The sequence below is a fragment of the Peribacillus sp. S4 genome (genome assembly GCF_046715815.1).
In the GTDB taxonomy this organism is placed as follows: Bacteria; Bacillota; Bacilli; order Bacillales; family DSM-1321; genus Peribacillus; species Peribacillus frigoritolerans.
In genome coordinates this window covers 5,079,492-5,104,350 of the sequence record NZ_CP175708.1, presented here as the reverse complement: position 1 = coordinate 5,104,350, position 24,859 = coordinate 5,079,492, and the positions used below count along the sequence as shown (strand labels likewise).

Here is a 24,859-nt window from a genome sequence, read left to right as displayed (position 1 = left end):
AAAACCTATGTTACCCTGAATATTCCAAAAAAGGTCCTATAATACTGTTGCATAACAGTAATTGTAATAATAACGATGAAAAAAGACAATTACTATAACAGGTCACCAGCCAATTTTGATATAATAGTGTAAGTTTATCCTGACAGCATAGGACTTATTAAATTATATTGTCATATAGGTTTTTTAAAAAGTCTAATAAGGTAATTCGTGAGACTATCTGCCAGCCAAACCATCACAGCTAAATTAGTGAATTCCAAAAGGGGGGTTTTCCAATGCACTTGAATGAAGAGGAATTGGAAGTCTTGAGAATCATTGAAAATAACAGCCGGATTGATCTGAAGGATTTGGCTAAAATGACCGATCAATCAGATTCGGACATTGAAATAACATTGAAGAAATTGGAAGATATGCGGGTCATTGTACGTTACTTAACAGTCATTAACTGGGCTAAAGTGGATGAATACCATGGTGTCACAGCGATGATCGATGTAAAGGTCACTCCAAAACGCGGCGTCGGTTTCGATGATGTTGCAAAAAGGATTTACAAATTCAAGGAAGTCGAGTCCGTTTATTTAATGTCAGGGGCTTATGATCTTTCAGTCATTGTCGAAGGGCGTTCGATGAACGAAGTGGCAAGCTTCGTTTCGGAAAAACTTTCGACACTGGATTCCGTCATTTCTACGACGACTCACTTCATAATGAAAAAATACAAGCATGATGGCACCATTTTTGATCAAACTGAAGAAGATAAGCGGATAGTGGTGTCACCATGATAAAAACGAGTTATGTTTCAAAAACGATTGCAGAGCTTAAGCCATCAGGCATCCGCCGCTTTTTCGACTTGGCAGCCAATTTGGAAGGGGTCGTCTCGCTTGGTGTAGGTGAACCGGATTTCGTTACATCTTGGGCGGTAAGGGAAGCGGCGATCAACTCCCTGGAGGAAGGATATACCTCATATACGGCCAATGCCGGATTATTTGAATTAAGGTCGGAAATCAGCCGGTATATGGAGAAGCAATTCCATGTTTCGTATAGACCGGATGATCAAATCATTGTCACGGTCGGAGCAAGCCAGGCTCTCGATATTGCCCTGAGGACCATCTTGAATCCAGGTGAAGAAGTCATTGTCGTCGAACCTTGTTTCGTCGCCTATGCACCGCTTGTGACCATGGCAGGGGGAATACCGGTCACGGTCCAAACATCCAAGGAAGAAGACTTTAAGTTGACTCCCCAACAACTCGAAGCGGCGATCACGCCTAAAACGAAGGCCGTTTTAATCTGTTCACCGAATAACCCGACGGGAACCCAGCTTGGGCAGGAAGAATTAGTGATGCTTGCTGACATCGTTAAAAAGCATGACTTGCTGGTGATTTCCGATGAAATCTATGCTGAACTTGCTTATGATGAGGAATTCACTTCTTTTGCTGCCGTTGACGGCATGCTTGAGCGGACGATTGTCATCAATGGGTTTTCGAAAGGGTTTGCGATGACAGGGTGGCGTCTTGGGTTCGTTTGTGCACCTAAGGAAATTTCCGAAGCGATGCTTAAGCTTCACCAATATGCGATGATGTGCGCGCCGACCGTTGCGCAGCATGCTGCATTGGAAGCTTTAAAGAACGGTATGCAGGATGTGGAAGAAATGCGTCGGAGTTATCGGAGAAGACGAAATTTTATCGTGAAATCATTTAACGATATGGGGCTGGATTGCCATAATCCCGGCGGGGCTTTTTATGCTTTTCCATCAATCGAGAGAACGGGGATGACTTCGATGGAATTTGCTGAAAAACTTCTGACGGAAGAACTTGTTGCCGTTGTACCGGGAGATGTGTTCGGGGAAAGCGGTGAAGGTCATATCCGCTGTTCTTATGCATCCTCCATGGAACAGCTTCAGGAGGCGCTCAGAAGAATGGAACGTTTCATGAAGAATCATTGCCAATAAAAGCAAAAAAATAGGGATCCGGCCATTAGCAGCCGGATCCCTTTCCATAGGGGGAATTAGAAAAAAGAGTTAATCTAATGGATTAACATAGAAAGTGTTAATCATAGTATATCCAGTACCCAGAAAAAAAATACACATACTACGACCCATTTTTTGAATTAAGCTTGTGTTTTATATAAAGTATGCATAACTTTCAGAATTTTTTCTTCGCTAAAGTCCTTGGCTGTCCTTAGAATGAGCTCAGCTTTTTTGGTTCCGATTTCTTCAATCAATTTTTTTAAGTCCTCGTCGATACCAGCAGCGTTACCGGTCTGGGCATCCTTCAGGAATTCTGAAGCCGGAATGTCAAGAACGGTGGAAAGACGTAAAATGGTTTGCGTATCAGGAACCGATTCACCCGATTCATACTTTTCGATTTTCTTCGTGCCGATTCGTAATTTCAAAGCCAGTTCCTGTTGAGTTAGGTTGTGATCTTCTCGGTATTGACGGATATTCTTCGCGATATTTGACATGGTCAGACACTCCTTTTTCAGGAAATATATTTTTATTATGTAATTATTTTACCATATTATTACTTAAGTGAAGGAACGGAATATGTAGGTTTTGTGAAAAAAATGCCGCATCGAGAAATATCGAAACGGCACGTTGAATGTTAAATGAGATTAGTTGACTTAAGGAATACGAGTATGATCATGATCGGCACGATGTAGCGAATCAGGAAGTACCAAAGTTTAAAAAGTGATCGGCCGGAATCAGCGCCAGTTTCGAACTCCTTTTGTACCTCGATCCTTTTCATTTGATAACCGATGAAAAGGGATATGAACAAGGCGCCGACTGGCAGCGCGATATTGCTTGTCAGATAATCAGCGAAATCGAATATGGATAAATTGAAAATCTTCACATCCGAAAGCACTCCAAAGGACAATGCGCTAGGAATCCCAATCAGGAAAACGGTGATACCAGCTATCCAAGAGGCCTTCTTCCGTTTTGCGGAATCCCCCTTGATCATGGCTGCAACGACGATTTCGAGAATGGAGAATGCCGTCGTAAGGGTGGCAAATAATAATAATATGAAGAAAATGAACATGAAGATCCCGCCAAGCGCCATTTCATTGAAGACGGCAGGCAACACGACAAATACCAGTCCAGGCCCGCTTGAAGGACTGAAACCCAGTGCGAAAACAGCCGGGAAGATGACCAAACCTGCCAGCAAGGAAATGAAGATATTCAGTCCAACTACCGAAAAGGCCGATTTTGTAATATCTTCTTTTTTACTTAAATAGGATGCGTAGGTTACCATCACGGAAACACCGACACTTAGTGCAAAGAAGGATTGGCCGAGTGCCAATAGGATCGTTTCCCCTGTTAATGCGGAAAAGTCCGGTTTCAAGAAGAATTTAACACCTTCCATTGCCCCATCCAGAGTCAAGGATCGGATAAGAAGGATGATGAAAAGAATGAACAATGAAGGCATCATATATTTATTAGCCTTTTCAATTCCCTTGGAAACGCCGCCTTGCACGACCCAAATGGTAAAGACCATGAATAATAACTGAGCGATGACCGTTTCATAAGGATTACTGATTATCGTATTGAAGAAGTTCCCATATTCCTCTTGCGTCAAGTTTGAGAGGGAACCTGTAAAGCTCCTTGCTAAATAGGAGATGATCCAGCCTCCAACAACACTGAAGAAGGAAAGAAGGATGATTGAAGCGACTACACCGCCATATCCAATCAATGCCCAAGGCTTTCCAGGGGCGATATGTTTATATGCGCTAATGGCATCTTTCTGTGCATTGCGGCCAATCGTGAATTCCGCTATTAATATCGGTGCCCCGATAAGCAGGGTGAATATAATGAAGAGCAGGAAAAAGACCCCACCGCCATTTTCCCCAGTCATATACGGGAGCTTCCAGATGGCGCCCAATCCAATAGCGGATCCCGCGGCTGCCAGGATGAACCCAAGTTTTGAAGTCCATTGATCTTGTTTTGACATGATGGAAAAACTCCTTTAGATGTAAAGAATATCTAGCTGTATATTATTTTTTTAAAACATTTTCTCATCTTACTATGATTAGGGGCAATTGGATAGGTTTAATATTACAATCTTTAGAAAAATGAGTAAATATCTTAAGGGAAATAGGGGTTATTTGCAAATTTTTAGGTTAAGTTATATACAAAGATCTTATAATATTTATTATTTCCAAAAAACAAACATTTTTAATGAGTAAAATCCCAAAAAGTATGGTATACTTAACTTTGATTATTTTCCAATTATGTGATATAATTTTTTATTGCGTGAAAAGACGAAAAAATATATATAAAATAGGAGTGTTACCATGTCTGAAAAATTCGAAATTGGTGCGGTAGTTGCTGGTAAAGTTACTGGTATTCAACCATACGGTGCATTTGTTGCTTTAGATGAATCAACTCAAGGTTTAGTTCATATTTCTGAAATCACTCACGGCTTCGTTAAAGATATTAACGAACATTTAAAAGTGGGCGATGAAGTGAAAGTTAAAGTTCTTTCCATCGATTCAGCTGCTGGAAAAATCGGCTTATCGATCCGCGCTACAGAAGAAGCTCCTGAGCGTACTGAAGCTCCGAAAAAAGCTCCGAAAAAACGCCAAGCATCTGTTAAAGCGACATCTCACATCGAATCTACTGAAGGTTTCAACACATTGAAAGACAAACTTCAAGAGTGGATTGAACAATCTCAACGCGAAGACTTAATCAAAAAATAATTTTTTAGAACCGGCAGATCCTCGATCAGCCGGTTTTTTTTGTCCTGGGGCACATGAATGAAATAAAGCCGGGTCATGTGTTTATCCATGGTCCGGCTTTATTTTATAGAACATAACATTGTCGATGATCAAGATCTCAGCGAGTCGGTTTGGTTTCAGGCTCCCTGGAAATTTCAGGACTTGGTTTAAAGAGAAGACCAAGATTAATGAGACCGGCAATTCCAACCAATCCATAAACGATACGGGCCATTCCAGCATCTTGCCCCCCGAAAATCGAAGCGACCAAGTCAAATTGGAAAAACCCTATTAATCCCCAGTTGATTGCCCCGATTATAGTAAGAACAAGTGCAATTCTTTGTATTCCACTCATTGTACAGCCTCCTTTTTTTGAAAAAATCAGTTCTTTACTTATCATGCATTTTCAGCTTGTAAATATACATCCACTCAAAAGTTATGGGCGGATGTTTTGTATTTAAATGGAACATTGGTCATAATAAATAAAAGAAAAACTAGCACTTGGACCTGTCGTTCATTCGAAAACGGAGTCAATGTGGCATTAAAGGAGAGATACCAATGGAGAATTTCACATATAAAAATCCTACAAAAGTAATTTTCGGGAAAGGTCAGCTTGAAAGCTTAAAAACTGAAATTCCCGCCTATGGCGATAGAGTTTTACTTGTATATGGCGGGGGAAGCATAAAGAAAAATGGCTTATATGAAAAAGTGATCAATGCCTTGAAAGAGATCGATGCAGAGGTGCACGAACTTTCCGGAGTTGAACCGAATCCACGCATCTCAACAGTCCGGAAGGGTGTTGACCTTTGTAAAGAACATGGGATCGACTTTGTCCTTGCGGTTGGAGGGGGAAGCGTTATAGACGCTACAAAGGCCATCGTTGCAGGTGCTAAATATGAGGGTGATCCATGGGATCTTGTCATTAAGAAGGCACCAGTCGAAGAGGCCCTTCCATTCGGAACGGTGCTGACTTTAGCTGCAACAGGCTCTGAGGCGAATTCCGGATCTGTCATAACAAACTGGGAAACGAAAGAGAAATATGGATGGGGAAGTCCATTGGTATTTCCGCAATTCTCCATTTTGGACCCTGAAAATACTTTTTCAGTACCAAAAGACCAGACGGTATACGGAATGGTCGATATGATGTCACATGTATTCGAAACGTACTTCCACCCGGAAACGCATGCACCGCTGCAAGACCGTTTTTGTGAATCGCTGTTAACGACGGTGATTGAAACGGCACCTAAACTATTGGAAGACCTGGAGGATTATGAGCATCGGGCCACTATCCTGTATGCCGGAAACCTAGCCTTGAATGGGTCGCTTGGGGTTGGTTACAGCGGTGATTGGGCAACGCATAACATTGAACATGCCGTTTCAGCTGTTTATGACATCCCGCATGCAGGAGGATTGGCCATCTTATTCCCGAATTGGATGAAGCATGTGCTCCATGAAAATGTCGCACGCTTTAAACAAGTTGCAGTCCGTGTATTCCATGTGGATCCGGAAGGTAAAACGGATGAGGAAGCGGCCCTTGAAGGCATTGAAAGACTTAGGTCATTTTGGAGCAGCTTAGGGGCGCCGACCAATCTTTCGGATTATGGCATCGATGACTCACAATTGGAAGTCATGGCTGATAAAGCGATGAGCAGAGGGGAATTTGGACGATTCAAAGTCCTGAACCGTGAAGATGTCCTTGCCATTTTACGGGCTTCCTTATAAACAAGTGATATGATCCGATCTCCCTCCTTGCCAGGTGGGAGATTGCTTTATATGCATAATTCGTTATTTACTTGATCGATTTCTTGATTATGAGAATTACATCAGATAAAGTGAAAGGGAAACTAAAGAATTCAAGGAGGAATTTGAATGGCCCATATTCGTTTCGATTATTCAAAAGCCCTGCCGTTTTTCGGGGAGCATGAAATTACCTATCTACAGGATGCTGTAAAAGTGGCACACCATTCCCTGCATGAGCAGACAGGGGCAGGCAATGAATATCTTGGCTGGCTTGATTTACCCGCCAATTATGATAAAGAAGAATTCTCAAGAATCAAAAAAGCGGCCGCGAAAATAAAAGAAGATTCAGAAGTGCTACTGGTTATCGGAATCGGTGGATCATATCTGGGAGCACGGGCAGCAGTTGAGATGCTTCAACATAGTTTTTATAACATTCTACCTTCGGATAAAAGGAAAGCACCGCAAATTTTATTTGTCGGTAATAATATAAGCTCTACATATATGCAGGACGTGATGGACCTATTGGAAAATAGGGATTTCTCGATCAATGTCATCTCTAAATCCGGTACGACCACGGAGCCTGCACTGGCCTTCAGGATTTTCAGGAAACTGCTTGAACAAAAATACGGCGTTGAAGAAGCTAAGAGCCGCATTTATGCTACGACTGATAAAGAGAAGGGCGCATTAAAAACGGTAGCAACGGAGGAAGGTTTCCAAACTTTCGTCATTCCTGATGATGTTGGCGGACGTTACTCGGTCTTAACGGCTGTAGGGCTGCTTCCGATTGCTGTCAGCGGGGCGGATATCGATCAAATCATGGAGGGAGCCGAGCGTGCCAGGGCCGACTTCAGTTCTTCCGAGCTAGGGGAGAATCAGGCATACCAATATGCGGCAGTTCGGAATATCCTTTACAATAAAGGGAAAACGATTGAAATGCTGATAAACTATGAGCCTGGACTTCAATACTTCTCTGAGTGGTGGAAACAGTTATTTGGAGAAAGTGAAGGAAAGGATCAAAAAGGGATATTCCCTTCATCGGCTAACTTCTCGACCGATTTGCATTCATTAGGGCAGTATGTCCAGGAAGGACGGCGTGATCTTTTTGAAACGGTCATCAAAGTCGATAAGGCCCGTCATGAAATCGTGATTGAAGAAGCGGCCAATGACTTGGACGGCCTGAATTACCTAGCAGGTGAAACGGTGCAATTCGTGAATAATAAAGCATTTGAGGGTACGCTGTTAGCTCATACGGACGGTGGCGTTCCCAACCTGATCGTAACGGTTCCTCAGCTCGATGCTTATACTTTTGGCTACCTTGTATATTTCTTCGAGAAAGCTTGTGCAATGAGCGGTTACTTACTGGGTGTAAATCCATTTGATCAGCCTGGAGTGGAGGCCTATAAGGTGAACATGTTTGCTCTTTTAGGCAAGCCGGGTTATGAAAGGAAAAAAGCGGAGCTTGAACAGCGCTTATAATATAAAAGGCAACAGGCCGGAATAACATCCGGCTTGTTGCCTTTTTTTGGTTGAACGCCAAAGGGTAAGAATAAACATATTCGATACTGGTATCGAAAATGAAAGTGGGGGGGGAATTAGTATCAAGGAGCTAGAGAAACTGAGAACGGTTCCCCGGTCCGCAAGAAGCCTGCCTGCCGGATGGAAAGAAGATGTAAGATGTTAAAACAAGAGAAAATCAAAACTGGAATCATATTGGGAGACTTAAATATTTTTATATCTTTTGGTGCTGGGGTTTTATCCTTTATCTCTCCTTGCTGTTTGCCCTTATATCCTGCTTTTTTATCTTATATTACAGGATTATCAGTAACAAATTAAATAGCAGGCCAATTTTATTTACGATCTCTTTTATGAATACATTGATTTAATTAGACAAGTAGGTGCTATTTTGTTTTTGGTTTAATGATTATTGGGGTTTTTCAACCAAAATTCTTAATGATGGATAAGAAAATAACTTTTAAAAATCGCCCATCCGTTAGATAGGTTCTATTTTAATTGGGAAAGGATATGCTGCTGGTTGGACTCCTTGCATAGGACCCGTATTAGGGGCCGTTGTAACCCTTGGTTTGTCTACAGGTCAGATGTTAATAATACAAAAAGTGAACCTGACTAAAAAAGAAGGCAAAGAATTATTTAAAAAAATCCTAGTTCATTCAGAGAAAAAGGGAATTCCCACTTAAGAAAAAAGCCTGAAGCGGTTTTTCTGCTCCAGGCTCTTTTTTTAGCTTTTGGTCTTCATGTAAATTTGAAACAAAGTTTGATCAAAACACGCAATAAATATATTTAGTTTAGCATTGAACTAAAGAATTAATACCAACGAGTATATAAATATTCCCACCAATGACCACCACCATATACACCTTGAAAGAGAACATTAGCAGTAACGCGTGCAAAGTTTAGTGAAAATAGATTTAAAATGACCTAAGATACTTGACTGCAGTCTCGGCATATATCTCGGCAGATTCTACTAAGTTCTCCACTGAAACCCGCTCATCGTACCCATGGATAGTGTGTTCCAGCCCAGGACCGTAAAGGACGGTTTCAATGCCATGGCGCCGGAAGTGACTGGCATCACTTGAACCAAGCAAAAGTACGCTGAAGACGGGTTCCTCCATTCCAAGGACACGCTGGATTCCCAGTTCTATGGCCCTCACAATTGGACGATCCTCTAAGGTCCAGTTCGGGTTAGTACAGGGTACCATTGGCTCTACAACCGCACCTGGCGCTACAGCACTAACAAGATTCCTAGCGATATCAAGTACAAACTCGGGCTTCATACCGAATGGAACCCGGGTATCCACTTTAATGATACACTTGTCTGCGACGACGTTCACATTTGTTCCGCCCTGGATTACACCTGGATTGTAAGAGGGACGATAAAGTAACTGTGACAGTAAGGGATTTCCTAGACTCTGAGATAGGAGCCACTCAGTATTGTACAAAAGTTGACAAGGCTCTGGCGGAGGCGTTGCCTTGAGCTCCCATAGCTTGGTTAGTGCTTCGACCGCGGCTGCCCCTCTTCGTACGGCGGAGATTCCATAAAGCGGTTGTAGGCTGCCATGATCTGTCTGACCTGGTATGATCACCTGCATCCATGCCTTGCCCTTTTCACCGGCATTCGGATGGTAGCGGTCCGTTGGTTCACCAATCAGACAAGCATCACCCTTAATCAATCCTTGATCCAGGAGCGAGGCCACCTCAATGCCGCCAGTCTCTTCATCCGGAGAGGCAATAACTCCTAGGCTACCTTTCAAATTAAGAGTGGGGGCGAACTCCTGAAGTAGTCCAGCCACAAAAATCAGTGCTGCCAAGCCTCCTTTCATATCGGAGGCTCCCCTACCCAAAAGCATACCTGCTCTGACTTCTCCTGAGAAAGGATCAAAGGTCCAATGTGAACAATCGCCTGCAGGTACGACATCTGTATGTCCACAAAATAGGAGCCGTGGACCAGGTACCCTGGTTAAGGGAGCATCACAGACCACGGTAACCAGCGCATTTTCGCTACGGCGGTGCTCGGTAATCAAGAACCCTTTTGCTGCTAAGTATTGGCTAATATGGCGTCCCATTTCTGCTGACCGCTTCTTAAACTCGGGCGATGGATTTTCAGATGGAATTCGAATAAATGAAGCAGCAAGTTCGACTAATTCCTGTTGCCTTGACCTTATCAGTTGCCGGATCATTCTGGTACTCATATAAATACATCCCCTCCATGTCCAGCATTAGCCGCAATATTTCTATACCTATTCTATGTGCTGTTCCTAGTTCATATTTCTGAGGTTAAAAGTGGGGAATTTAAAGTCTCGTTCAATGCGATAGTTAAACTTAATGAGCCAAAGAGCCAAAGTTATATATGGGCAGCGTCAGGAAAATGTGCTTAACGTTGTAAATCCTCATTTTCCTGACGCTACCAGCAGAAGATCCAGTAATTACGAATGGAAGAGGGGGAGGGAGCGACGAAGCTGAAATAAAAGCGTAAGGAAAGCTTGGAAATCAGTGAGGAAGCCAATCTTCCTTTATGCCTGATCAAGGGGACAATAGAGTCATTCCAGGTTTTTTTTTAGGCGCTTTGGTTAAGCTAATAAAAAATTAGCGAAAGAGGTTTTATACAATGATTAAAATTTCTTCTCAGTTGGAAGGGAAAACATTCGGGTTGTTCGATTTGGAGACAAAGTTAAAACCGGAAGGATATGCGATAGGCGGAGGATGGGATTATGACCACGGGTCTTTTGATTATAAGATTGATGACAGTGATGGCTACCAATTCTTGCGGGTCCCTTTCAAGGCTGTTGATGGTTCACTCGATCAGGACGGGGTAATGGTCGAACTCTTACAACCGTTCTTGTTATCTCATAAGTACGAGGACGGGATTGACGATGAAGGAAATATCGGAAACCTTTCCGCCTCCTTCAATCAGTTTGCCGAGCCTGAAAATCCGGATGCCGAATTTCCGGAAAACTATATCTCTTTAGGAAAAGCGCTTGTCCGTAATCTGGAAAAGCTTTTATTACATTAATCATCAATGATGATTAGAGTGTCATCACGATGGATGATTACATCTCCGGGGGGCTTGATTAAGGTCTTGCCTCCTGAAATGATGCCGACCAATAAAATGTTTTGATCGAATAGCTTAACGTTCAGCTGTTTGAACGTCAATTCCGCCCAGTCGTCCTGGATGGGCAGCTGTTTGAGGCTCAATCCATCCAGCTCATTTTGTTCTCTGGCTTCCGTTATGATCCCCTTCGATAAGCAATCCTGCATATATTCACTCGCGAATTTATTCGTTTCGACTATACCGTCCGCCCCAGCCCGTAAAGCATTTTCCTTTTGTTCATGCGTCAATATTTCCACAAGACAATACACATGCGGATTCAGCCCTTTGACGGCCAGTAAGGTTAAAATCGAGAACATATCCGTTTGCAGCTCGTCCTGCTTAAGGTCAGCCGTAATAAGGACGCGAATGGCTTGTTTAATATTGGCTTTCTGCAAAACGGAATCCAATGTAGCTTTTCCTTGGATAAAGTGGATATTCGTTCGTGGAAGCGGGTGCTTTTGCAGTGTATCATCGATAAGGACAATGGATTGATGGTGCTTGCGATCATGGATGTTTTGGATGATTCTCTTGGAACGGCCATTCCAGCCCACAATGATAATATGTCCGCCGCCGCCGAATACTTTCTTTCCTGTTAGAAATTGCTGTTCATTGGATATGGAAATTTTAGCGATGTACGCAAAATAAGAAGTAATCAGGCCGGCCCCTGACAAAATGAGGACCATCCCAATGATTTTGCCAAGATTGGTCACGGGAGTGAAGTCTCCATAGCCGACCGTTGACATCGTCACGATTGCCCACCAGATGCCATCAAGTAAGGTGGGGAATCTCTTCGGCTCCACAATGTGGATCAAGACCCCGAATGAAAGTAAAAATAATGCGATGATGGAAAGCAATCTGATGAAACGCGGAAATCTGGGAACGGTACTCATGTATGGACCGATTCGAATCATTATTTTCACACCCTTTGAGCTGATCCTTATAGTATGGTCAAAAAAGGCATGCCTCATAAGGGTCCGGACAGACAAACTTTGAATGATGAATATCGGCATATTGCCTGATCGAATTACGGTAAATGATAAAAGCCCTCCGGAAGATGTCGGAAGGCTTTTAGTGCTGAGTCACGTATCCTGAATGGACTTCATGCTCGATGGTTGATTATATGCCCATTTCAGCTTCGGTATTCCTATATCTTTTGTTAAACCCTTCTCCGTACGTTGAAATTATCACTGATGAGCAGCCAGTTTTGGGGGAAGGCTAAGCCGAGCTTCCAATAACTCATTCCCCTTAAGTTCAATTCTTTGAGTAAATCGAATTTTGCCTGAATCGATCTGGCATCTTCAAACCACACCTCATGCTGCCTATCCTCAATATCGGTATAATTGAAGTGAGGGGCCTGTGCGGTTTCATCATACTCGATTGAAACATCATTGTCCGCCGCAATTTGGATGGCCTGCTGCGGACTCACGGCCTTGGCAATGGATCCCTGTACAAAAGGCAGGGTCCAATCATAGCCATATAGGTTTTGCCCCATCAGGATCTTGTTGGAAGGAATATCGGTGACGGCATATTCGAGGACATCCCGAACAGGTCCGATAGGTGACACTGCCATTGGCGGTCCGCCGCTATACCCCCATTCATATGTCATGATGATGACGAAGTCGACGATTTCACCATGTGCTTTATAGTCATGCGCCTCATACCATCGGCCTTTTTGCTCAGCACTTGTTTTAGGGGCCAGTGCCGTGGAAATGAACCATCCTTCCTTCTTGAAGCGATCCCTGGCTTTTCGGAGAAATTGATTATAGGCTTCTCTGTCGGCCGGCCGTAAATACTCAAAGTCAAAGTGGATATCCCGGAAACCATATTTCTTTGCCGTTGTAACGATATTGTTCAGGAACTTATTCTGAACGGAAGTATTCGTTAAGATGATCCGCCCGAGCTCATCGCTGAATTGGTCATTCTCCTGATTTGTGATCACCATCATCAGGACATTTTTATTTTCCCTGGCGATGGCAGGGAAGTCATCGAGTAATGGCTCTTTTAAGGAGCCATCTCGCAGCGCCTGGAAGCTGAAAGGGGCTAAGTAGGTTAAATAGGGCGCAGCTTCCCTGGCGGCCGTCACAAGGGCCGGTGCAACCGTCGTACCCCTCGGCTCGACATAGCCGTTGAATTCGGCGGTCCTTTTCCTCCGTGCCGGAATATAAAGCCGGTATCCAACGGATAGGATTTGATTTTCGGAAATGCCATTTATATTTGCCAATTCTTGAACAGGGACATCAACCCTTTGGGAAATGGAATAAAGACTATCACCCGGTTGAACGAAATAATAACTGCCGACGATTGGAATGACAAGGGCCTGCCCCGAAACAAGATTATTTGGGTTAGGGATCTTATTTGATTCAACGAGCCTGTCAACGGTTACGCTGTACGTCTGGGCGATGCCATATAACGTCTGGCCTGGCCTAACCACATGTATTTGCAATTCTTTTCCCTCCTACTGAAAGTTTCCTAACAGTTTATGAGCATAAAAAGAAATTCATGATAAAGAGCTCAGGATTGGGAGAAACGTAAACAAAAAAATTCAATAAATTGGCAATAATAATTTAAGCTTAAAATGCTAATTAATATTAGTAGGAGGTGAAAAACACATGGCAAACAACAATAACAGCAATCAACTTTTAGTATCTGGTGCAGAACAAGCTCTACAACAAATGAAGAATGAAATCGCTAGTGAATTTGGTGTAAACCTAGGTGCTGACACTACTTCTCGCGCTAACGGATCTGTTGGTGGGGAAATCACAAAACGTTTGGTTCAAATGGCTGAACAACAACTAGGCGGTTCAAACTTCTCACGTTAATTAATTGAATAAATATGGATTTGAAAGAGAAGGAGCATCGCTCCTTCTCTTTCGCATGGTTCAGCCATGTGACTGCCAAGCTTTTAAAATCTTGATTGCCCTTTCAGGGAAATCGGTCATGATGACGTCGACTCCCAACTCTGCCAGCCTGACGATGTCGGCTTCATCATTGGCGACCCAAGGCCGGATTTTATATCCAAGTTTTTTCGCTTTTTCTTTAACCGCTGGAGTCAGGCTGTTTTTATCTGGATGAAAACCCGATTCCTTTTTATCACGTAAGATTTCTTCGAAGTTTTCAGGAAGTCCCTCGAACAATAATGCCCGTTCAAGATCTGGGGCAAGCATCTTCACTTTTTCAATGGATTGATGGTTGAAGGAAGAGAGAATCACCCGGTTTTCCATTCCATATTGACGAATTGAATCAATGATCTTCTGTTCGATTCCTTCATAAGCGAATTTATCCGTCTTGATTTCGACATTCATCAATAAAGCATTTCCCTTAGCCCAGTCGAAAACGTCCTTTAAAAAAGGAATCCGCTCCCCAAGGAATTCATTGGAAAATTTGCTCCCGGCATCAGCCGTTTTCAGTTTTTGTGCTGAATGATCTTTTACATGACCAGCAAGGGTGGTCGTTCGATTAAGTGTTTCGTCATGGATGATGACCAATTCCCCGTCAGAACTGAGGTGGACATCGAACTCGATCCCCTCGGCCCCGATTTCTGCCGCCTTTTGAAAGGCTGCCATGGTATTTTCAGGATGCGTCCCCTTGGACCCTCTATGGGCGAAAATCAGTATGTTTTGCAAAATCATCACTTCCCCTTTAAACTTTATCTTGAACCCTATCATACATGTACGCTTGAATTGTTTCAGCAATGTTTAATAGACAATATTTTAAACAACGAGTAAAATACATATGATATTTCCATAAATAGGTGTTCGAAACATGAGGTGAATAAAATGAATATGTGGGAAATTTTTGTTGCAGTTATCCTTGGTCTTGTAGAAGGATTAACTGAGTTTGCTCCTGTATCGTCAACAGGGCATATGATTATCGTCGATGATTTATGGCTGAATTCGAAAGAGCTTTTCGGGAGTGAAGTGGCTAATGCCTTTAAGGTGGTCATCCAGCTTGGCTCGATACTCGCCGTTGTGGTGCTCTTCTGGGGGCGATTCATGGACTTGCTTGGTTTAAGGAAGCTGAAAGGCACATCCGCTGGGAACGGCCAAAAGCTTAACCTATTGCAGATCATTGTCGGATTGTTGCCGGCGGGCGTTTTAGGTCTATTATTCGAAGATTACATTGATGATCATTTATTTACGATGAAGACGGTTATCGTCGGATTGTTCCTTGGCGCGTTTTTGATGATTGCTGCGGATAAATTCCGTCCAAAGCTGACTGCAGAGACGGTTGACCAAATCACTTATAAACAAGCCTTTGGTGTAGGATTAATTCAATGTTTGTCACTATGGCCGGGATTTTCCCGTTCAGGTTCAACGATATCAGGCGGTGTGCTATTAGGGATGAGCTATCGGGCTGCTTCCGATTTCACGTTCATCATGGCAGTGCCGATCATGGCTGGTGCCAGTCTCTTGAAAATCGTGAAATACTGGGATAGCTTCACGCCTGAAGTTCTGCCATTCTTTATTGCAGGTTTCATCAGTGCATTTATCTTTGCATTATTCTGTATCCGCTTTTTCTTGATTTTAATCAATAAAGTTAAATTGACTCCTTTTGCCATTTACCGGATCGTCTTGGCGGTTGTGCTTCTATTCATTATTTGGTAATACGAAATGAAGCTTGAAAGAGGAGAGGAACCACCCCGTTGATTCGGGGTGGTTTTTTGTGCGTCCGAAAATGAGCAGGATTCCTATGAAATTAATAACGAATGATAATTTAGTTTTTAAGTTTTTAATTCGTCATTATTGAGTAAAAACTCAATAAATCTTTTTATAATAAAAAAATATTCGGTTTTCAGTGCAGTTTCAGTCATAATTAGTAAAAAAAATATAAATAAAATAAAACTGCCTGAGCGTAATGATACCAACGTGTTTGAGTATTTTCCGGAATATTCAAATGATTACATAAACTATTTCCATATAATTTATATGATATAATTTTAGTATAAATAAAGTACATGTGTACACCTGGGGAGGACAACATGAGAAATGACCAATTGAAGAAAACGATTGGCTTTTGGGTTGGAACATCTATTGTAGTTGGTACAGTTATCGGTTCTGGTATTTTCATGAGACCTGGTGACGTGCTTGAATTGAGCGGTAATTCAACCATGGCCTTGTTAGCTTGGCTGATAGGCGGTCTGATTACCCTTGCAAGCGGGTTGACGATTGCGGAAGTGAGTACACGGATTCCTAAAACGGGCGGCTTATATGTCTATATGGAAGAAGTGTACGGTAAAGCATGGGGATTCCTATGCGGCTGGGTTCAGACATTGGTATACGGACCTGCAGTCATGGGCGCACTCAGTTTATACTTCGGGTTATTAGTTGCAGGAATATTTAAGGTCGCTTCAAGCTACTCTTTGGCGATAGGGATTCTTACGATTGTATTCATAGCAGGCATGAACTTGCTGGGGACAAAATACGGCGGTATCATCCAAACCTTATCGACCGTTGCTAAATTGATCCCGATCATTTTCATAGCGGTATTCGGTATCGCACAAGGTGATATGCCTGTATTCAATATCGATAGCGAAAGTTCAATGAAAATCAGTATGGCCGGTGCCATTTTGGCAACGCTCTGGGCGTATGATGGCTGGATGAATGTCGGCTTCATGGCAGGGGAAATGAAAAATCCGCAGAAAACGTTGCCGCGGGCAATCATAACGGGATTGGTCGTGGTCATGGTCGCTTACTTGGGTGTGAATCTTGCCATGCTTCATGTATTGGGGGCGGAGGGAGTCATAGCCCATGGTACGAATGCAGCGAATGTTGCAGCAACGCTTCTATTCGGTGAATTGGGCGGGAAATTGATATCGATTGGAATTGCGATTTCAATCTTCGGTTGCTTGAACGGAAAGCTTTTGACCTTCCCTCGCATTACCTTGGCGATGGCGACTGATAAAATGATGCCAGGCCATAAACAAATCGGAAAAATATCGCCCAAGTTCAAAACGCCTATAAATGCCACGGTATTGCAAGTGTTTATTGCAATCATCATGATGGTAGCAACAGACCCTGACAAACTTACCAATATGGCTGTTTTCTCTGTCTTCTGTTTTTATGGATTAGCCTTCTTTGCGGTCTTCATCTTACGCAGAAAAGATCCGGATGCAAAAACGTATAAAGTGCCGTTTTACCCATTCATCCCCATCGTGGCGATTGCTGGTGCAATATACATTGTTTTAAGCACGTTAATCCAAACACCTTTAAATGCCCTGTACTCAGTGATCATCCTCATTATCGGTATGCCAGTGTACTGGCTCCTTAAGAAAAGCGAGCGGGATGGTAAACGTTCAAATTAATGAAAAAACCTTCACTGCATGCAGTGAAGGTTTTTTTGTTGCTGGAATGAAATTTTCCCGTTGGATAGAAGTAGTGAAATAGACAACTCGGGAAGTTCGTATTAACATAGGGGGAAAGTTAAATAGTGAAGGGTCTGAACAAAAGTGAATTATATCGAGCCTGCTGGTAAATCATTCAGGAAAACGATCTTGGCTTTATTTCTCGGTAGCTTTGTAACGTTTGCGGATCTGTATAGTACCCAACCGGTCATTCCGGTATTCGCAAAGCAATTTGGAGTCTCTCCTGCAATGGCAAGCCTTACATTATCTTTCGCGACTGGAACGCTTGCACTCTGTTTATTGCTTGTTTCTTTTTTCTCAGAAAATATCGATAGGAAAAAAATAATGGGGACGGCGCTCACTCTGTCTGCATTGTTATCCATATGTGTCAGCTTCATCCAGGATGATCTATACATCCTGATCGCAATTCGGGCGATTCAAGGAGCGGTGCTTGCAGGTTTCCCGGCCATTGCGATGGCCTATATCAATGAAGAATTTCATCCGAAAAGCCTTGGCTATGTGATGGGGATCTATGTGAGCGGCTCGAGTATCGGCGGATTGGCTGGCAGGCTGATTGTCGGGGTGCTGACCGACCATTTCTCATGGAACATAGCGATTGGAAGCCTTGGTGCTTTAAGTTTGATCATCAGTCTGGCTTTTTGGTGGATGCTACCGTCTTCGCAGCATGCTGTCCGCGTACGGGTCTCATTATCGAGAATCAAAACCTCCCTTATCAATAACTTAAGGAATAACAGACTAGTACTCTTATTCGGCATGGCCTTCCTATTAATGGGCTCGTTCGTTACCGTTTATAACTTTGTGGGTATACCTTTAATGGGACCGCCATATCATTTATCACAGACATTGATTGGCTTCATATTCATAATCTATCTTGTGGGGACGTTTAGTTCAACATGGATGGGGAAGCTTGCCGATCAATATGGTCGGAGTGTTGTACTTCTTATCGGAATCGCAATCATGCTGATGGGCGCCCTGTTAACTTTATTGGCCCCGCTTTTGCTGAAAATAATGGGGCTTGCCCTGTTTACATTTGGCTTTTTTGGAGCTCATTCCATTGCGAGCAGCTGGGTCGGCAGTTTGGCAGATAAGAGTGAAAAGGCACAAGCATCTGCATTATATCTCCTGTTTTATTATGCAGGGTCAAGTATAGTGGGGGCATCAGGCGGTTTATTCCTGATGAAGTTCGGCTGGGGAGGGGTCATCTCGGCTGTATCCATTCTGATCCTCCTTGCTGCCGCTTGTGCGATGATGGTTGAAAAAGTGAAAATCGTTAAATAAAATGATCTTTTCTATCATGTTTTTCCGGAATCCTGAATATAATCTAGTGAAAATGGATATTGAATAATAGATTGATAAGAGAAGAGGGTATTAGATAGAGTGAAACGAAAAGCAGTAATTCTCATTGGGTTAATAGCCGTTTTAATTATATTATTCGTTGTATACTTAACAAGTCCGGGCAGATTGCATAAGGTGCAGATTGTTGAAAAATACTATCCGCATTTCTCCGATGGCAAGGCAGTCGGTTTTAAGACGAACGAAGTCATTGATGTGACGGAAACCGAAGAGGGATCCAATTGCGCAATGAAATTCGACAATGGGAAAACCTTTGAAATTGATTGTGACCGTTATTTAACATACAAAATTGATGAAACAGTCTATATTACTACTGAAGGGAACCATGTGGAAGAGATCCGGAGAAAAAGGTAGTGGCTTATCGATTTTTAATGACAAAGGAGCTGGGTTTGCTTAATGAACAGCTCAGCTCTTTTATTTGATCCCATTCAAAAACCCAGGCCATTTTGGACTGGGCTTTTTCATTTTTTATCTTTGCCTTTACTTTTATCCTTTTTATTACGCCGGAGTACATTCAAGATTCTGCGGCTGTTATTTTTACTGTTTATGAGCTCGACTAAATCGCTCATGTTTTCAGATTCGAAGTCTTGTTGATCTTTTTTCATGTTCATCCCTCCAAGTCATATATCATAATACCCTTATCAAGAAAAGGGTAAACGTCTATTAGCATATTGGTAATAGAAGGATTTTATATCCTTACCCCTCGTTTATTTGCTAAAATATGATAAAAGCCCTGTATGGGAGGTCCATATGGAAGAATTAAGAATGATCGGCGAAAAAATTGAAAAATTTAAATATATCTTAGTGGAGCATATCGAGTTGTTTGAAGAAGAGGAACCGCTCTATGATTTAGAAACCAGTAAAGAGGTTCGGTCAAAACTTATTCAAATTCATGCAGATGCCTTGATTCATGGAAAGGCACAAGCGATGGAAAGCATGAAAATAACGGGTATGGAAATAGGTAAGCGCGTCGTGGATATGGGCATTCCTTTAGATAAGAATATTGAGGAAGCTCAGCTTGTGCGTAACCTTTTCTGGAGTTTCATTGAAGAAGAGGTGAGCAACCGATATTACTCCATTGAAATTCTGTTAAAGGCAAGCTCGATAATTGATGCAATCCTGGACCAGTTCATACACTGTGTGAGTATCAGTTACGTGAATCATTATAAAGAAATGGCGAAAATGGCAAACGATTCTTTGCAGAAGATAAAGGAAAACCAAGAAGTCATGGAAGAATTGTCCACCCCGATTGTTCAGACCGTATTAAAGGATGTGCTGCTCTTACCGTTGATCGGACGCATTGACGATTGGAGAATGGAGTCGATGCAATCGACGGTGCTGCAAAAATGTGCAGATCTGCATGCGGAAGTATTGATCATGGATTTCTCGGGAATTACCTTTACGAAGGAAAGCGATATGCTCTCCCTGCTGGATCAATTAGTGGGGGCATTGGCCTTGATGGGAACGGAAACGATGTTTGTCGGTTTTACCCCTGATGTCGTGAAAGAGATCGTCAAACTTGATTTTGCAAATCAGGTAAAAGCCTTTCTATCGTTCAGGCAGGCCCTGGAATATCTGTTTAACCAAAGAGGGCTGGCTCTTCAGCCAGTATGATGGAGGTATCCTTTTTTAGGGTATCTTTTTTTCTATGTCAGGCTAACATTCCTGCTGCTCCCGTATTTAATCGCCCATCGATATTTCTCCATGTTATAGTGAAGTGACGTGGACGGACATGTTGTTTTTGATTTAAATTAAATAGGACATGTAAAGCGTGTAAGGAAGGTGGTTGAATAGTGTTTTTCAAGAAAAATGAAGAACCTGAACATTACGAAAAATGGTATTGTGTAGGAATCATGACGGATAATGGGCTGGAGGATGAAGAATATGATGTTTTGTCCAAACGCATCCTCGACTCGGTTCAAAATGTCTCCGTCATATCGGACTTGGTAAGGATGGAATGGGATCGGGACAAATTGCAAGCCTTGAATGAACGTTTTGGGGACCCCTCACTTTCCGACCCATGGTTTATCATTAATGAATTCATACGAGAGGATATAAAAAAGGAAAGAAAACTTCTGGAGAAAACTCATAAATGGAAGAGGATCTTTGGTCTCCTTTCCCCGATTGAATATATGGAAGCCGAGACGAAGGCGGCCCATGACTTTGATAAAGCTCTCTTTTATACAGACGATGCAGATAAAGTGATTGAATACATTATTGCAAATAGCTAGCATTCCCTGCCACATCGATACATTGTATCGGTGTTTTTGCATTTGATTTACTGTTTATCGGAGCAATTTCACGGTGAAAATTCGACCTTGAGCGAGTTGATTCGACCTTGTGTGTAATAATTCGACGTTGCTCGGAATAATCCGTACTTGCACCTTGAAATAAAAAGAGAGAATGTGGGGAGGGTGGTAGGAAAGATGGAGTTAAACGCGGAATATCTTAAATAGAAAGAAAGAGAGTTTTAAGGGGAGAGGAAGATGAATCGATGGAAGTTGCCGTACATCAGCAAAAGCCAAAACGGAAGTGGAGAAAGCGGGCGCTATGGAGTTTTGGAATCCTGATCATACTTTTGCTGTCTGTCTTGATTGCCGCAAATGTATTCCTTTCAAGGTCCTTGCCGGAAACGAAGGGGGAAATATCACTTCCAGGTCTTTTGAAACCGGTTACGGTGGTGAGGGATTCAAGTGGGGTCCCGCATATCAACGCAGCGAATGAACATGATTTGTATTTAGCACAAGGATATATCCAAGCCCAGGACCGTTTATTTCAAATGGATTTAAGCAGGCGTCAGGCGTCAGGTAGATTAAGTGAAGTGATTGGTGAGAAAACCGTCAAAAATGATAAGTATTTCCGCACACTTGGTTTGAGGCGGGCGGCCGAAGCTTCTTATGCTGCATATTCAAGTGACGGAAAAGAAGCATTGGATATGTTTGCCGAGGGGGTAAATCTTTATATCGATGAATTGAGGGAGAATGGGAAATGGCCGGCGGAGTTCACTCTGCTTGGATACGAACCGGAGCCTTGGACACCCGTCGATTCGCTGACCATCGGTAAATATATGGCCTTTGATTTAGGCGGGAACTGGGAAGATCAGGCGTTTAGGCAGTATTTGCTGCAAACGTTCCCCAAGGAAAAGGCATATGATTTATTTCCTGATTATCCAAAGAACGCCCCATATATCATCAGCAAGGAAGAACTGGATATTGAAAAAAGTTTTGCAGGGGCCGTTATTCCTTATGAATTCAACGGCAGCAATAACTGGGTCGTTTCAGGCAAGAAAACGAAATCCGGTCAGCCGTTATTGGCGGATGATCCCCACCTGGGATTGGCTACACCGTCGGTTTGGTATCAAATGCATTTGGAGGCCCCGTCAGTCAATGTGAGCGGTGTCATTTTTGCCGGGATTCCGGGAATCATATTAGGCCATAACGAAGAGGTCGCTTGGGGTGTGACCAATACCGGTCCGGATGTTCAGGATCTGTATATTGAGAGGAGAAACCCGGAAAACGAGAAAGAATTCTCCTACAAAGGTAAATGGGAAAAAGCTGAAATCTTGGACGAACCCATCAAGGTGAAGGATGGGGAAACACTTGACTATCAAGTGACGGTTACCCGCCACGGACCCGTTGTCTCCGAGTTTGCCGGGAAAAGCGGAAAAGATACCGTGCTTGCCTTAAGGTGGACGGCACTTGATCCATCTGCCGAGCTTGAAGCGGTACTGAATATGAATAAGGCGGGAAGCTGGAAAGAATTCGAAAAGGCCCTTTTGAAATTCGAAACGCCGGCACAGAATTTCGTCTTTGCCTCAGCCGATGGGACCATTGCCTATAAGGCGAATGGGAAAATCCCAATCCGGAAAAAAGGTGATAGTATGCTGCCTGTACCTGGCTGGACGGATGAATTTGAGTGGAAAGGCTATATTCCCTTTGATCAACTTCCAAAAACGGTGAATCCAAAAGAGGGATTCATTTCGACAGCGAATAATAAAGTCATCTCGGATGATTACCCTTATCATATCAGCAATAACTGGGCACAGCCATACCGCCAGATGAGGATACAGGAGTTTTTAAAGGCGAATAAAAAGCTTACGACCGAGGATATGCAAAGCCTGCAGATGGATAAAGTGAATTTGCAAGCTAAGGAGTTTGTTCCTCGATTCGTGGAGGTATTGAAGGGTCCATCTGGGAAACAGGAAGCCCAGGCACTGACGATTCTGAAGAAATGGAATCATATCGATTCCGCTGATGAAGCGGCACCTATGATTTTTAATGTCTGGATGCGAAATATAGGGGATGTCCTGCTTAAAGAAGAAATACCGGAAGAAACCCTCAACCTTTTTAATGGAAGGCGTTCGGCCATTGATGAACTGCTAAGGCGGGCACTGGACGGTAAGCCGGGCCCTTGGATTGAAGATGCAGGCGGACTTGAGCAGGTGCTTGCCAAGTCGTTACAGGTGACGTTAACGGAACTGGCAGAATCACAAGGTGACGATATAGCTGATTGGGAATGGGGAGACTATCATCAGGTCAGGTTTAACCACCCGCTATCAAGTGTCGCTCCGTTACATTATTTATTTAACGGCGGCGGCATTCCGGTAGGCGGCAGCAGTGTCACCGTACAGGCCGCGGCATTTTTAGATGATGGAACCGTTAATCACGGTGGCTCCTGGCGATTCGTCATCGACCTAGCCGACATGAAACAAGGATATCACCTTGTTGGACCGGGTCAATCAGGTAACGTTAAAAGTGAGTGGTATCACGATCAGCTTGATGATTGGGCAGAGGGTACTTATCACAAAACCACGATGGACGATCCAAAAGGGGATAAGCTGATATTGAAACCATCAAACTGAGATTCAAAAAAAAGTACCAAGTCCAGCAGCTTTCTCTGGACTTGGTACTTTTTCATTATCTTTGCTTAGTCAGGAATTCTGCAAGGAACTCCTCAAAATTAGGGGCTTCGATTGCTGCGATTTTTTCATATGATTCAATGATCTTGAGTTTAATTTCTTGCTCCAGATCATTCCGATCTTGATAGTTCGTATTTTTTAATGATTTTTTTATTTTAGGATTCAAAGAGTCGATCAGGTCCAACAATTCTTCTTTTGACAGTTTTTTATCCACAATGGCTTTTCTCCTTTCTAACATATACCTCATCCATATAGTGCTTTCGAAGTTTTTTAAGAGCTTGTTTACGGATGCTTGAGATATTCTGTGGCGACTCCTGGAAATAGGCAGCGATTTCCTTGTTGGATAGGCCGTAGGAAAAGATCATGGTCAGCACCAGGCTTTGTTTGGCTGTTAACTTCTTCAAGGCTTTTATCATCTCTTCATCACTTATGTGTGAAGCGAGTTCATTCGATTCCCCCATCTTTTCAAGTTGAACATCCAAGGTGCCGATTCGATCGATCAATCCGCCAGTATCCCTTGGTGTCGCATCAAGTACCATTCGATAACGTTCCCGCTGCTTCCGTGCCCTTTTATCAAAATCAACAGAGAAGAAGTAAATTAAGGAGCACATGTATTTGTATACTTTAGCCCGGTAATAGAAAATTTTGAAAGTCTCGTTGAGATGATCAATGTTGTGGGAAGAAGGGGAATCAAGAGTTTCAGTGAAAATCTTTAAATGCTCTGGGTTCTGTAAGAATAATTGAATGATCGGTTGTGCAAAGAAAGATGAGTACTGTTGCTGCAGAAACTCCAATGAATGAGAAAAAAAATGAGAAGTTAATTGGTTCATTGTTATCCCTCCTTTTATTAATAAAGTGATAGGCAAGGGGAATAAATCAATTATATAGGAACATTCGTTCTTTTTTCCATAAATCAATAGTGCTAGATTGATTTTTTTTGACAAGTTTCACTTTAGATATCAGATACAAGAAAAGGGGTGAAGAGGATGATGATTGAGGATGCTACTATGTGGGTTTCATTAGTTAGCGAATTTGGCTATCCATTCGTCGTTTCTATGTTTTTGCTCTTCCGCTTCGGTAAACAATTAAAAGAACTGACAACGGACGTAGAGAACTTAAAAAAGTCCGCTCATAAAACGAAAAAACGATAACCTCAGGACGTAAGTGCCGGATGGTAAACACC

Annotated in this window: 25 protein-coding genes and 1 pseudogene; 16 read left to right on the top strand and 10 right to left on the bottom strand. The window is 42.7% G+C overall.

Going from position 1 to position 24,859, the window contains the following annotated elements; all coding sequences use genetic code 11:
- Window positions 1–272 precede the first annotated feature (272 nt).
- Together ACJ9PY_RS24490 and ACJ9PY_RS24485 are read left to right on the top strand one after the other, a co-directional pair.
- A complete protein-coding gene (locus ACJ9PY_RS24490; protein ID WP_034310292.1) occupies window positions 273–773 on the top strand; it encodes an Lrp/AsnC family transcriptional regulator in 501 nt (166 codons plus the stop codon).
- Complete coding sequence (locus ACJ9PY_RS24485) at window positions 770–1,939, top strand: aminotransferase (protein WP_063574780.1); 1,170 nt, start codon at window positions 770–772, stop codon at window positions 1,937–1,939. The genes ACJ9PY_RS24490 and ACJ9PY_RS24485 overlap by 4 nt, the downstream gene beginning before the upstream one ends.
- Before the next feature lie 158 nt (window positions 1,940–2,097).
- Here the strand turns inward: ACJ9PY_RS24485 and ACJ9PY_RS24480 are convergent, their stop codons facing one another.
- Complete coding sequence (locus tag ACJ9PY_RS24480; protein ID WP_057278025.1) at window positions 2,098–2,451, bottom strand: helix-turn-helix domain-containing protein; 354 nt, start codon at window positions 2,449–2,451, stop codon at window positions 2,098–2,100.
- A gap of 140 nt (window positions 2,452–2,591) precedes the next feature.
- The gene (locus ACJ9PY_RS24475) at window positions 2,592–3,935 is read right to left on the bottom strand and encodes a sodium-dependent transporter (RefSeq protein WP_411739196.1); all 1,344 of its coding nucleotides are present in this window, start codon (window positions 3,933–3,935) and stop codon (window positions 2,592–2,594) included.
- A 343-nt stretch (window positions 3,936–4,278) separates the two neighbouring features.
- Here ACJ9PY_RS24475 and yugI point away from each other — a divergent pair, with 343 nt between their 5' ends.
- On the top strand, window positions 4,279–4,683 hold the full coding sequence (gene yugI, locus ACJ9PY_RS24470) for a S1 domain-containing post-transcriptional regulator GSP13 (protein ID WP_034310304.1): 405 nt from the start codon (window positions 4,279–4,281) through the stop codon (window positions 4,681–4,683).
- 136 nt (window positions 4,684–4,819) lie between these two features.
- Here yugI and ACJ9PY_RS24465 read toward each other — a convergent pair whose 3' ends face one another.
- On the bottom strand, window positions 4,820–5,053 hold the full coding sequence (locus tag ACJ9PY_RS24465; RefSeq protein WP_034310308.1) for a DUF378 domain-containing protein: 234 nt from the start codon (window positions 5,051–5,053) through the stop codon (window positions 4,820–4,822).
- A 203-nt stretch (window positions 5,054–5,256) separates the two neighbouring features.
- Here ACJ9PY_RS24465 and ACJ9PY_RS24460 point away from each other — a divergent pair, with 203 nt between their 5' ends.
- The 3 genes and pseudogenes from ACJ9PY_RS24460 to ACJ9PY_RS24450 form a co-directional block, all read left to right on the top strand.
- Window positions 5,257–6,420, top strand: a complete 1,164-nt coding sequence (locus ACJ9PY_RS24460; RefSeq protein ID WP_057278024.1) for an iron-containing alcohol dehydrogenase — start codon at window positions 5,257–5,259, stop codon at window positions 6,418–6,420.
- 147 nt (window positions 6,421–6,567) lie between these two features.
- Window positions 6,568–7,914, top strand: coding sequence for a glucose-6-phosphate isomerase (locus ACJ9PY_RS24455; RefSeq protein ID WP_411739195.1), 1,347 nt, complete (start codon window positions 6,568–6,570; stop codon window positions 7,912–7,914).
- 234 nt (window positions 7,915–8,148) lie between these two features.
- A pseudogene (locus tag ACJ9PY_RS24450) lies at window positions 8,149–8,498 on the top strand (cytochrome c biogenesis CcdA family protein); the annotation flags it as partial.
- 366 nt (window positions 8,499–8,864) lie between these two features.
- Here ACJ9PY_RS24450 and ACJ9PY_RS24445 read toward each other — a convergent pair.
- Window positions 8,865–10,145: a M20 family metallopeptidase gene (locus tag ACJ9PY_RS24445; RefSeq protein WP_411739194.1), complete on the bottom strand. Its 1,281-nt coding sequence runs from the start codon at window positions 10,143–10,145 to the stop codon at window positions 8,865–8,867.
- A 416-nt stretch (window positions 10,146–10,561) separates the two neighbouring features.
- Between ACJ9PY_RS24445 and ACJ9PY_RS24440 the strand changes: the two genes are divergently transcribed.
- The gene (locus ACJ9PY_RS24440) at window positions 10,562–10,966 is read left to right on the top strand and encodes a YugN-like family protein (RefSeq protein WP_098185576.1); all 405 of its coding nucleotides are present in this window, start codon (window positions 10,562–10,564) and stop codon (window positions 10,964–10,966) included.
- On the opposite strand, the gene ACJ9PY_RS24435 is transcribed toward ACJ9PY_RS24440, so the two are convergent.
- Both ACJ9PY_RS24435 and ACJ9PY_RS24430 read right to left on the bottom strand, forming a co-directional pair.
- Window positions 10,963–11,955 carry a potassium channel family protein gene (locus ACJ9PY_RS24435; protein ID WP_176548590.1) on the bottom strand — a complete coding sequence of 331 codons (993 nt, stop codon included), beginning with the start codon at window positions 11,953–11,955 and terminating at the stop codon, window positions 10,963–10,965. The genes ACJ9PY_RS24440 and ACJ9PY_RS24435 overlap by 4 nt on opposite strands.
- Before the next feature lie 245 nt (window positions 11,956–12,200).
- Window positions 12,201–13,487, bottom strand: coding sequence for a glycosyl hydrolase family 18 protein (locus tag ACJ9PY_RS24430; RefSeq protein WP_230135028.1), 1,287 nt, complete (start codon window positions 13,485–13,487; stop codon window positions 12,201–12,203).
- 166 nt (window positions 13,488–13,653) lie between these two features.
- On the opposite strand from ACJ9PY_RS24430, the gene ACJ9PY_RS24425 reads away from it, so the two are divergent.
- Window positions 13,654–13,863, top strand: coding sequence for an alpha/beta-type small acid-soluble spore protein (locus ACJ9PY_RS24425; protein ID WP_034310322.1), 210 nt, complete (start codon window positions 13,654–13,656; stop codon window positions 13,861–13,863).
- Between the two features lie 60 nt (window positions 13,864–13,923).
- Here the strand turns inward: ACJ9PY_RS24425 and ACJ9PY_RS24420 are convergent, their stop codons facing one another.
- Window positions 13,924–14,667 (bottom strand): glycerophosphodiester phosphodiesterase, encoded by a 744-nt coding sequence (locus ACJ9PY_RS24420; protein ID WP_411739193.1) that lies wholly within the window; start codon window positions 14,665–14,667, stop codon window positions 13,924–13,926.
- A gap of 153 nt (window positions 14,668–14,820) precedes the next feature.
- Between ACJ9PY_RS24420 and ACJ9PY_RS24415 the strand changes: the two genes are divergently transcribed.
- The 4 genes from ACJ9PY_RS24415 (at window position 14,821) to ACJ9PY_RS24400 (ending at window position 19,112) form a co-directional block, all read left to right on the top strand.
- A complete protein-coding gene (locus ACJ9PY_RS24415) occupies window positions 14,821–15,648 on the top strand; it encodes an undecaprenyl-diphosphate phosphatase (protein WP_057278017.1) in 828 nt (275 codons plus the stop codon).
- Window positions 15,649–16,022: 374 nt separating this feature from the next.
- Window positions 16,023–17,345, top strand: a complete 1,323-nt coding sequence (locus ACJ9PY_RS24410) for an APC family permease (RefSeq protein ID WP_411739192.1) — start codon at window positions 16,023–16,025, stop codon at window positions 17,343–17,345.
- Between the two features lie 144 nt (window positions 17,346–17,489).
- Window positions 17,490–18,683: an MFS transporter gene (locus ACJ9PY_RS24405; protein ID WP_411739191.1), complete on the top strand. Its 1,194-nt coding sequence runs from the start codon at window positions 17,490–17,492 to the stop codon at window positions 18,681–18,683.
- A gap of 99 nt (window positions 18,684–18,782) precedes the next feature.
- Window positions 18,783–19,112, top strand: a complete 330-nt coding sequence (locus ACJ9PY_RS24400; RefSeq protein WP_034310337.1) for a hypothetical protein — start codon at window positions 18,783–18,785, stop codon at window positions 19,110–19,112.
- 107 nt (window positions 19,113–19,219) lie between these two features.
- Here ACJ9PY_RS24400 and ACJ9PY_RS24395 read toward each other — a convergent pair whose 3' ends face one another.
- Entirely contained in the window at window positions 19,220–19,363 is a 144-nt protein-coding gene (locus ACJ9PY_RS24395) for a hypothetical protein (RefSeq protein WP_153246076.1), read from the bottom strand.
- 145 nt (window positions 19,364–19,508) lie between these two features.
- Between ACJ9PY_RS24395 and ACJ9PY_RS24390 the strand changes: the two genes are divergently transcribed.
- The 3 genes from ACJ9PY_RS24390 to ACJ9PY_RS24380 all read left to right on the top strand — a co-directional run bounded on the left by ACJ9PY_RS24390 (window position 19,509) and on the right by ACJ9PY_RS24380 (window position 23,619).
- Window positions 19,509–20,372 (top strand): STAS domain-containing protein, encoded by an 864-nt coding sequence (locus ACJ9PY_RS24390; protein ID WP_127777743.1) that lies wholly within the window; start codon window positions 19,509–19,511, stop codon window positions 20,370–20,372.
- 179 nt (window positions 20,373–20,551) lie between these two features.
- On the top strand, window positions 20,552–20,989 hold the full coding sequence (locus tag ACJ9PY_RS24385) for a hypothetical protein (RefSeq protein ID WP_411739190.1): 438 nt from the start codon (window positions 20,552–20,554) through the stop codon (window positions 20,987–20,989).
- A gap of 263 nt (window positions 20,990–21,252) precedes the next feature.
- Window positions 21,253–23,619, top strand: coding sequence for a penicillin acylase family protein (locus ACJ9PY_RS24380; RefSeq protein ID WP_411739189.1), 2,367 nt, complete (start codon window positions 21,253–21,255; stop codon window positions 23,617–23,619).
- Window positions 23,620–23,674: 55 nt separating this feature from the next.
- Here the strand turns inward: ACJ9PY_RS24380 and ACJ9PY_RS24375 are convergent, their stop codons facing one another.
- Together ACJ9PY_RS24375 and ACJ9PY_RS24370 are read right to left on the bottom strand one after the other, a co-directional pair.
- On the bottom strand, window positions 23,675–23,890 hold the full coding sequence (locus ACJ9PY_RS24375; protein ID WP_082196631.1) for a hypothetical protein: 216 nt from the start codon (window positions 23,888–23,890) through the stop codon (window positions 23,675–23,677).
- Window positions 23,883–24,506, bottom strand: a complete 624-nt coding sequence (locus ACJ9PY_RS24370) for a sigma-70 family RNA polymerase sigma factor (protein ID WP_048678006.1) — start codon at window positions 24,504–24,506, stop codon at window positions 23,883–23,885. Before ACJ9PY_RS24370 ends, ACJ9PY_RS24375 begins: the two co-directional genes overlap by 8 nt.
- Window positions 24,507–24,662: 156 nt before the next feature.
- Between ACJ9PY_RS24370 and ACJ9PY_RS24365 the strand changes: the two genes are divergently transcribed.
- Window positions 24,663–24,827: a YvrJ family protein gene (locus tag ACJ9PY_RS24365; RefSeq protein WP_081088496.1), complete on the top strand. Its 165-nt coding sequence runs from the start codon at window positions 24,663–24,665 to the stop codon at window positions 24,825–24,827.
- The last annotated feature ends 32 nt before the right edge of the window (window positions 24,828–24,859 follow it).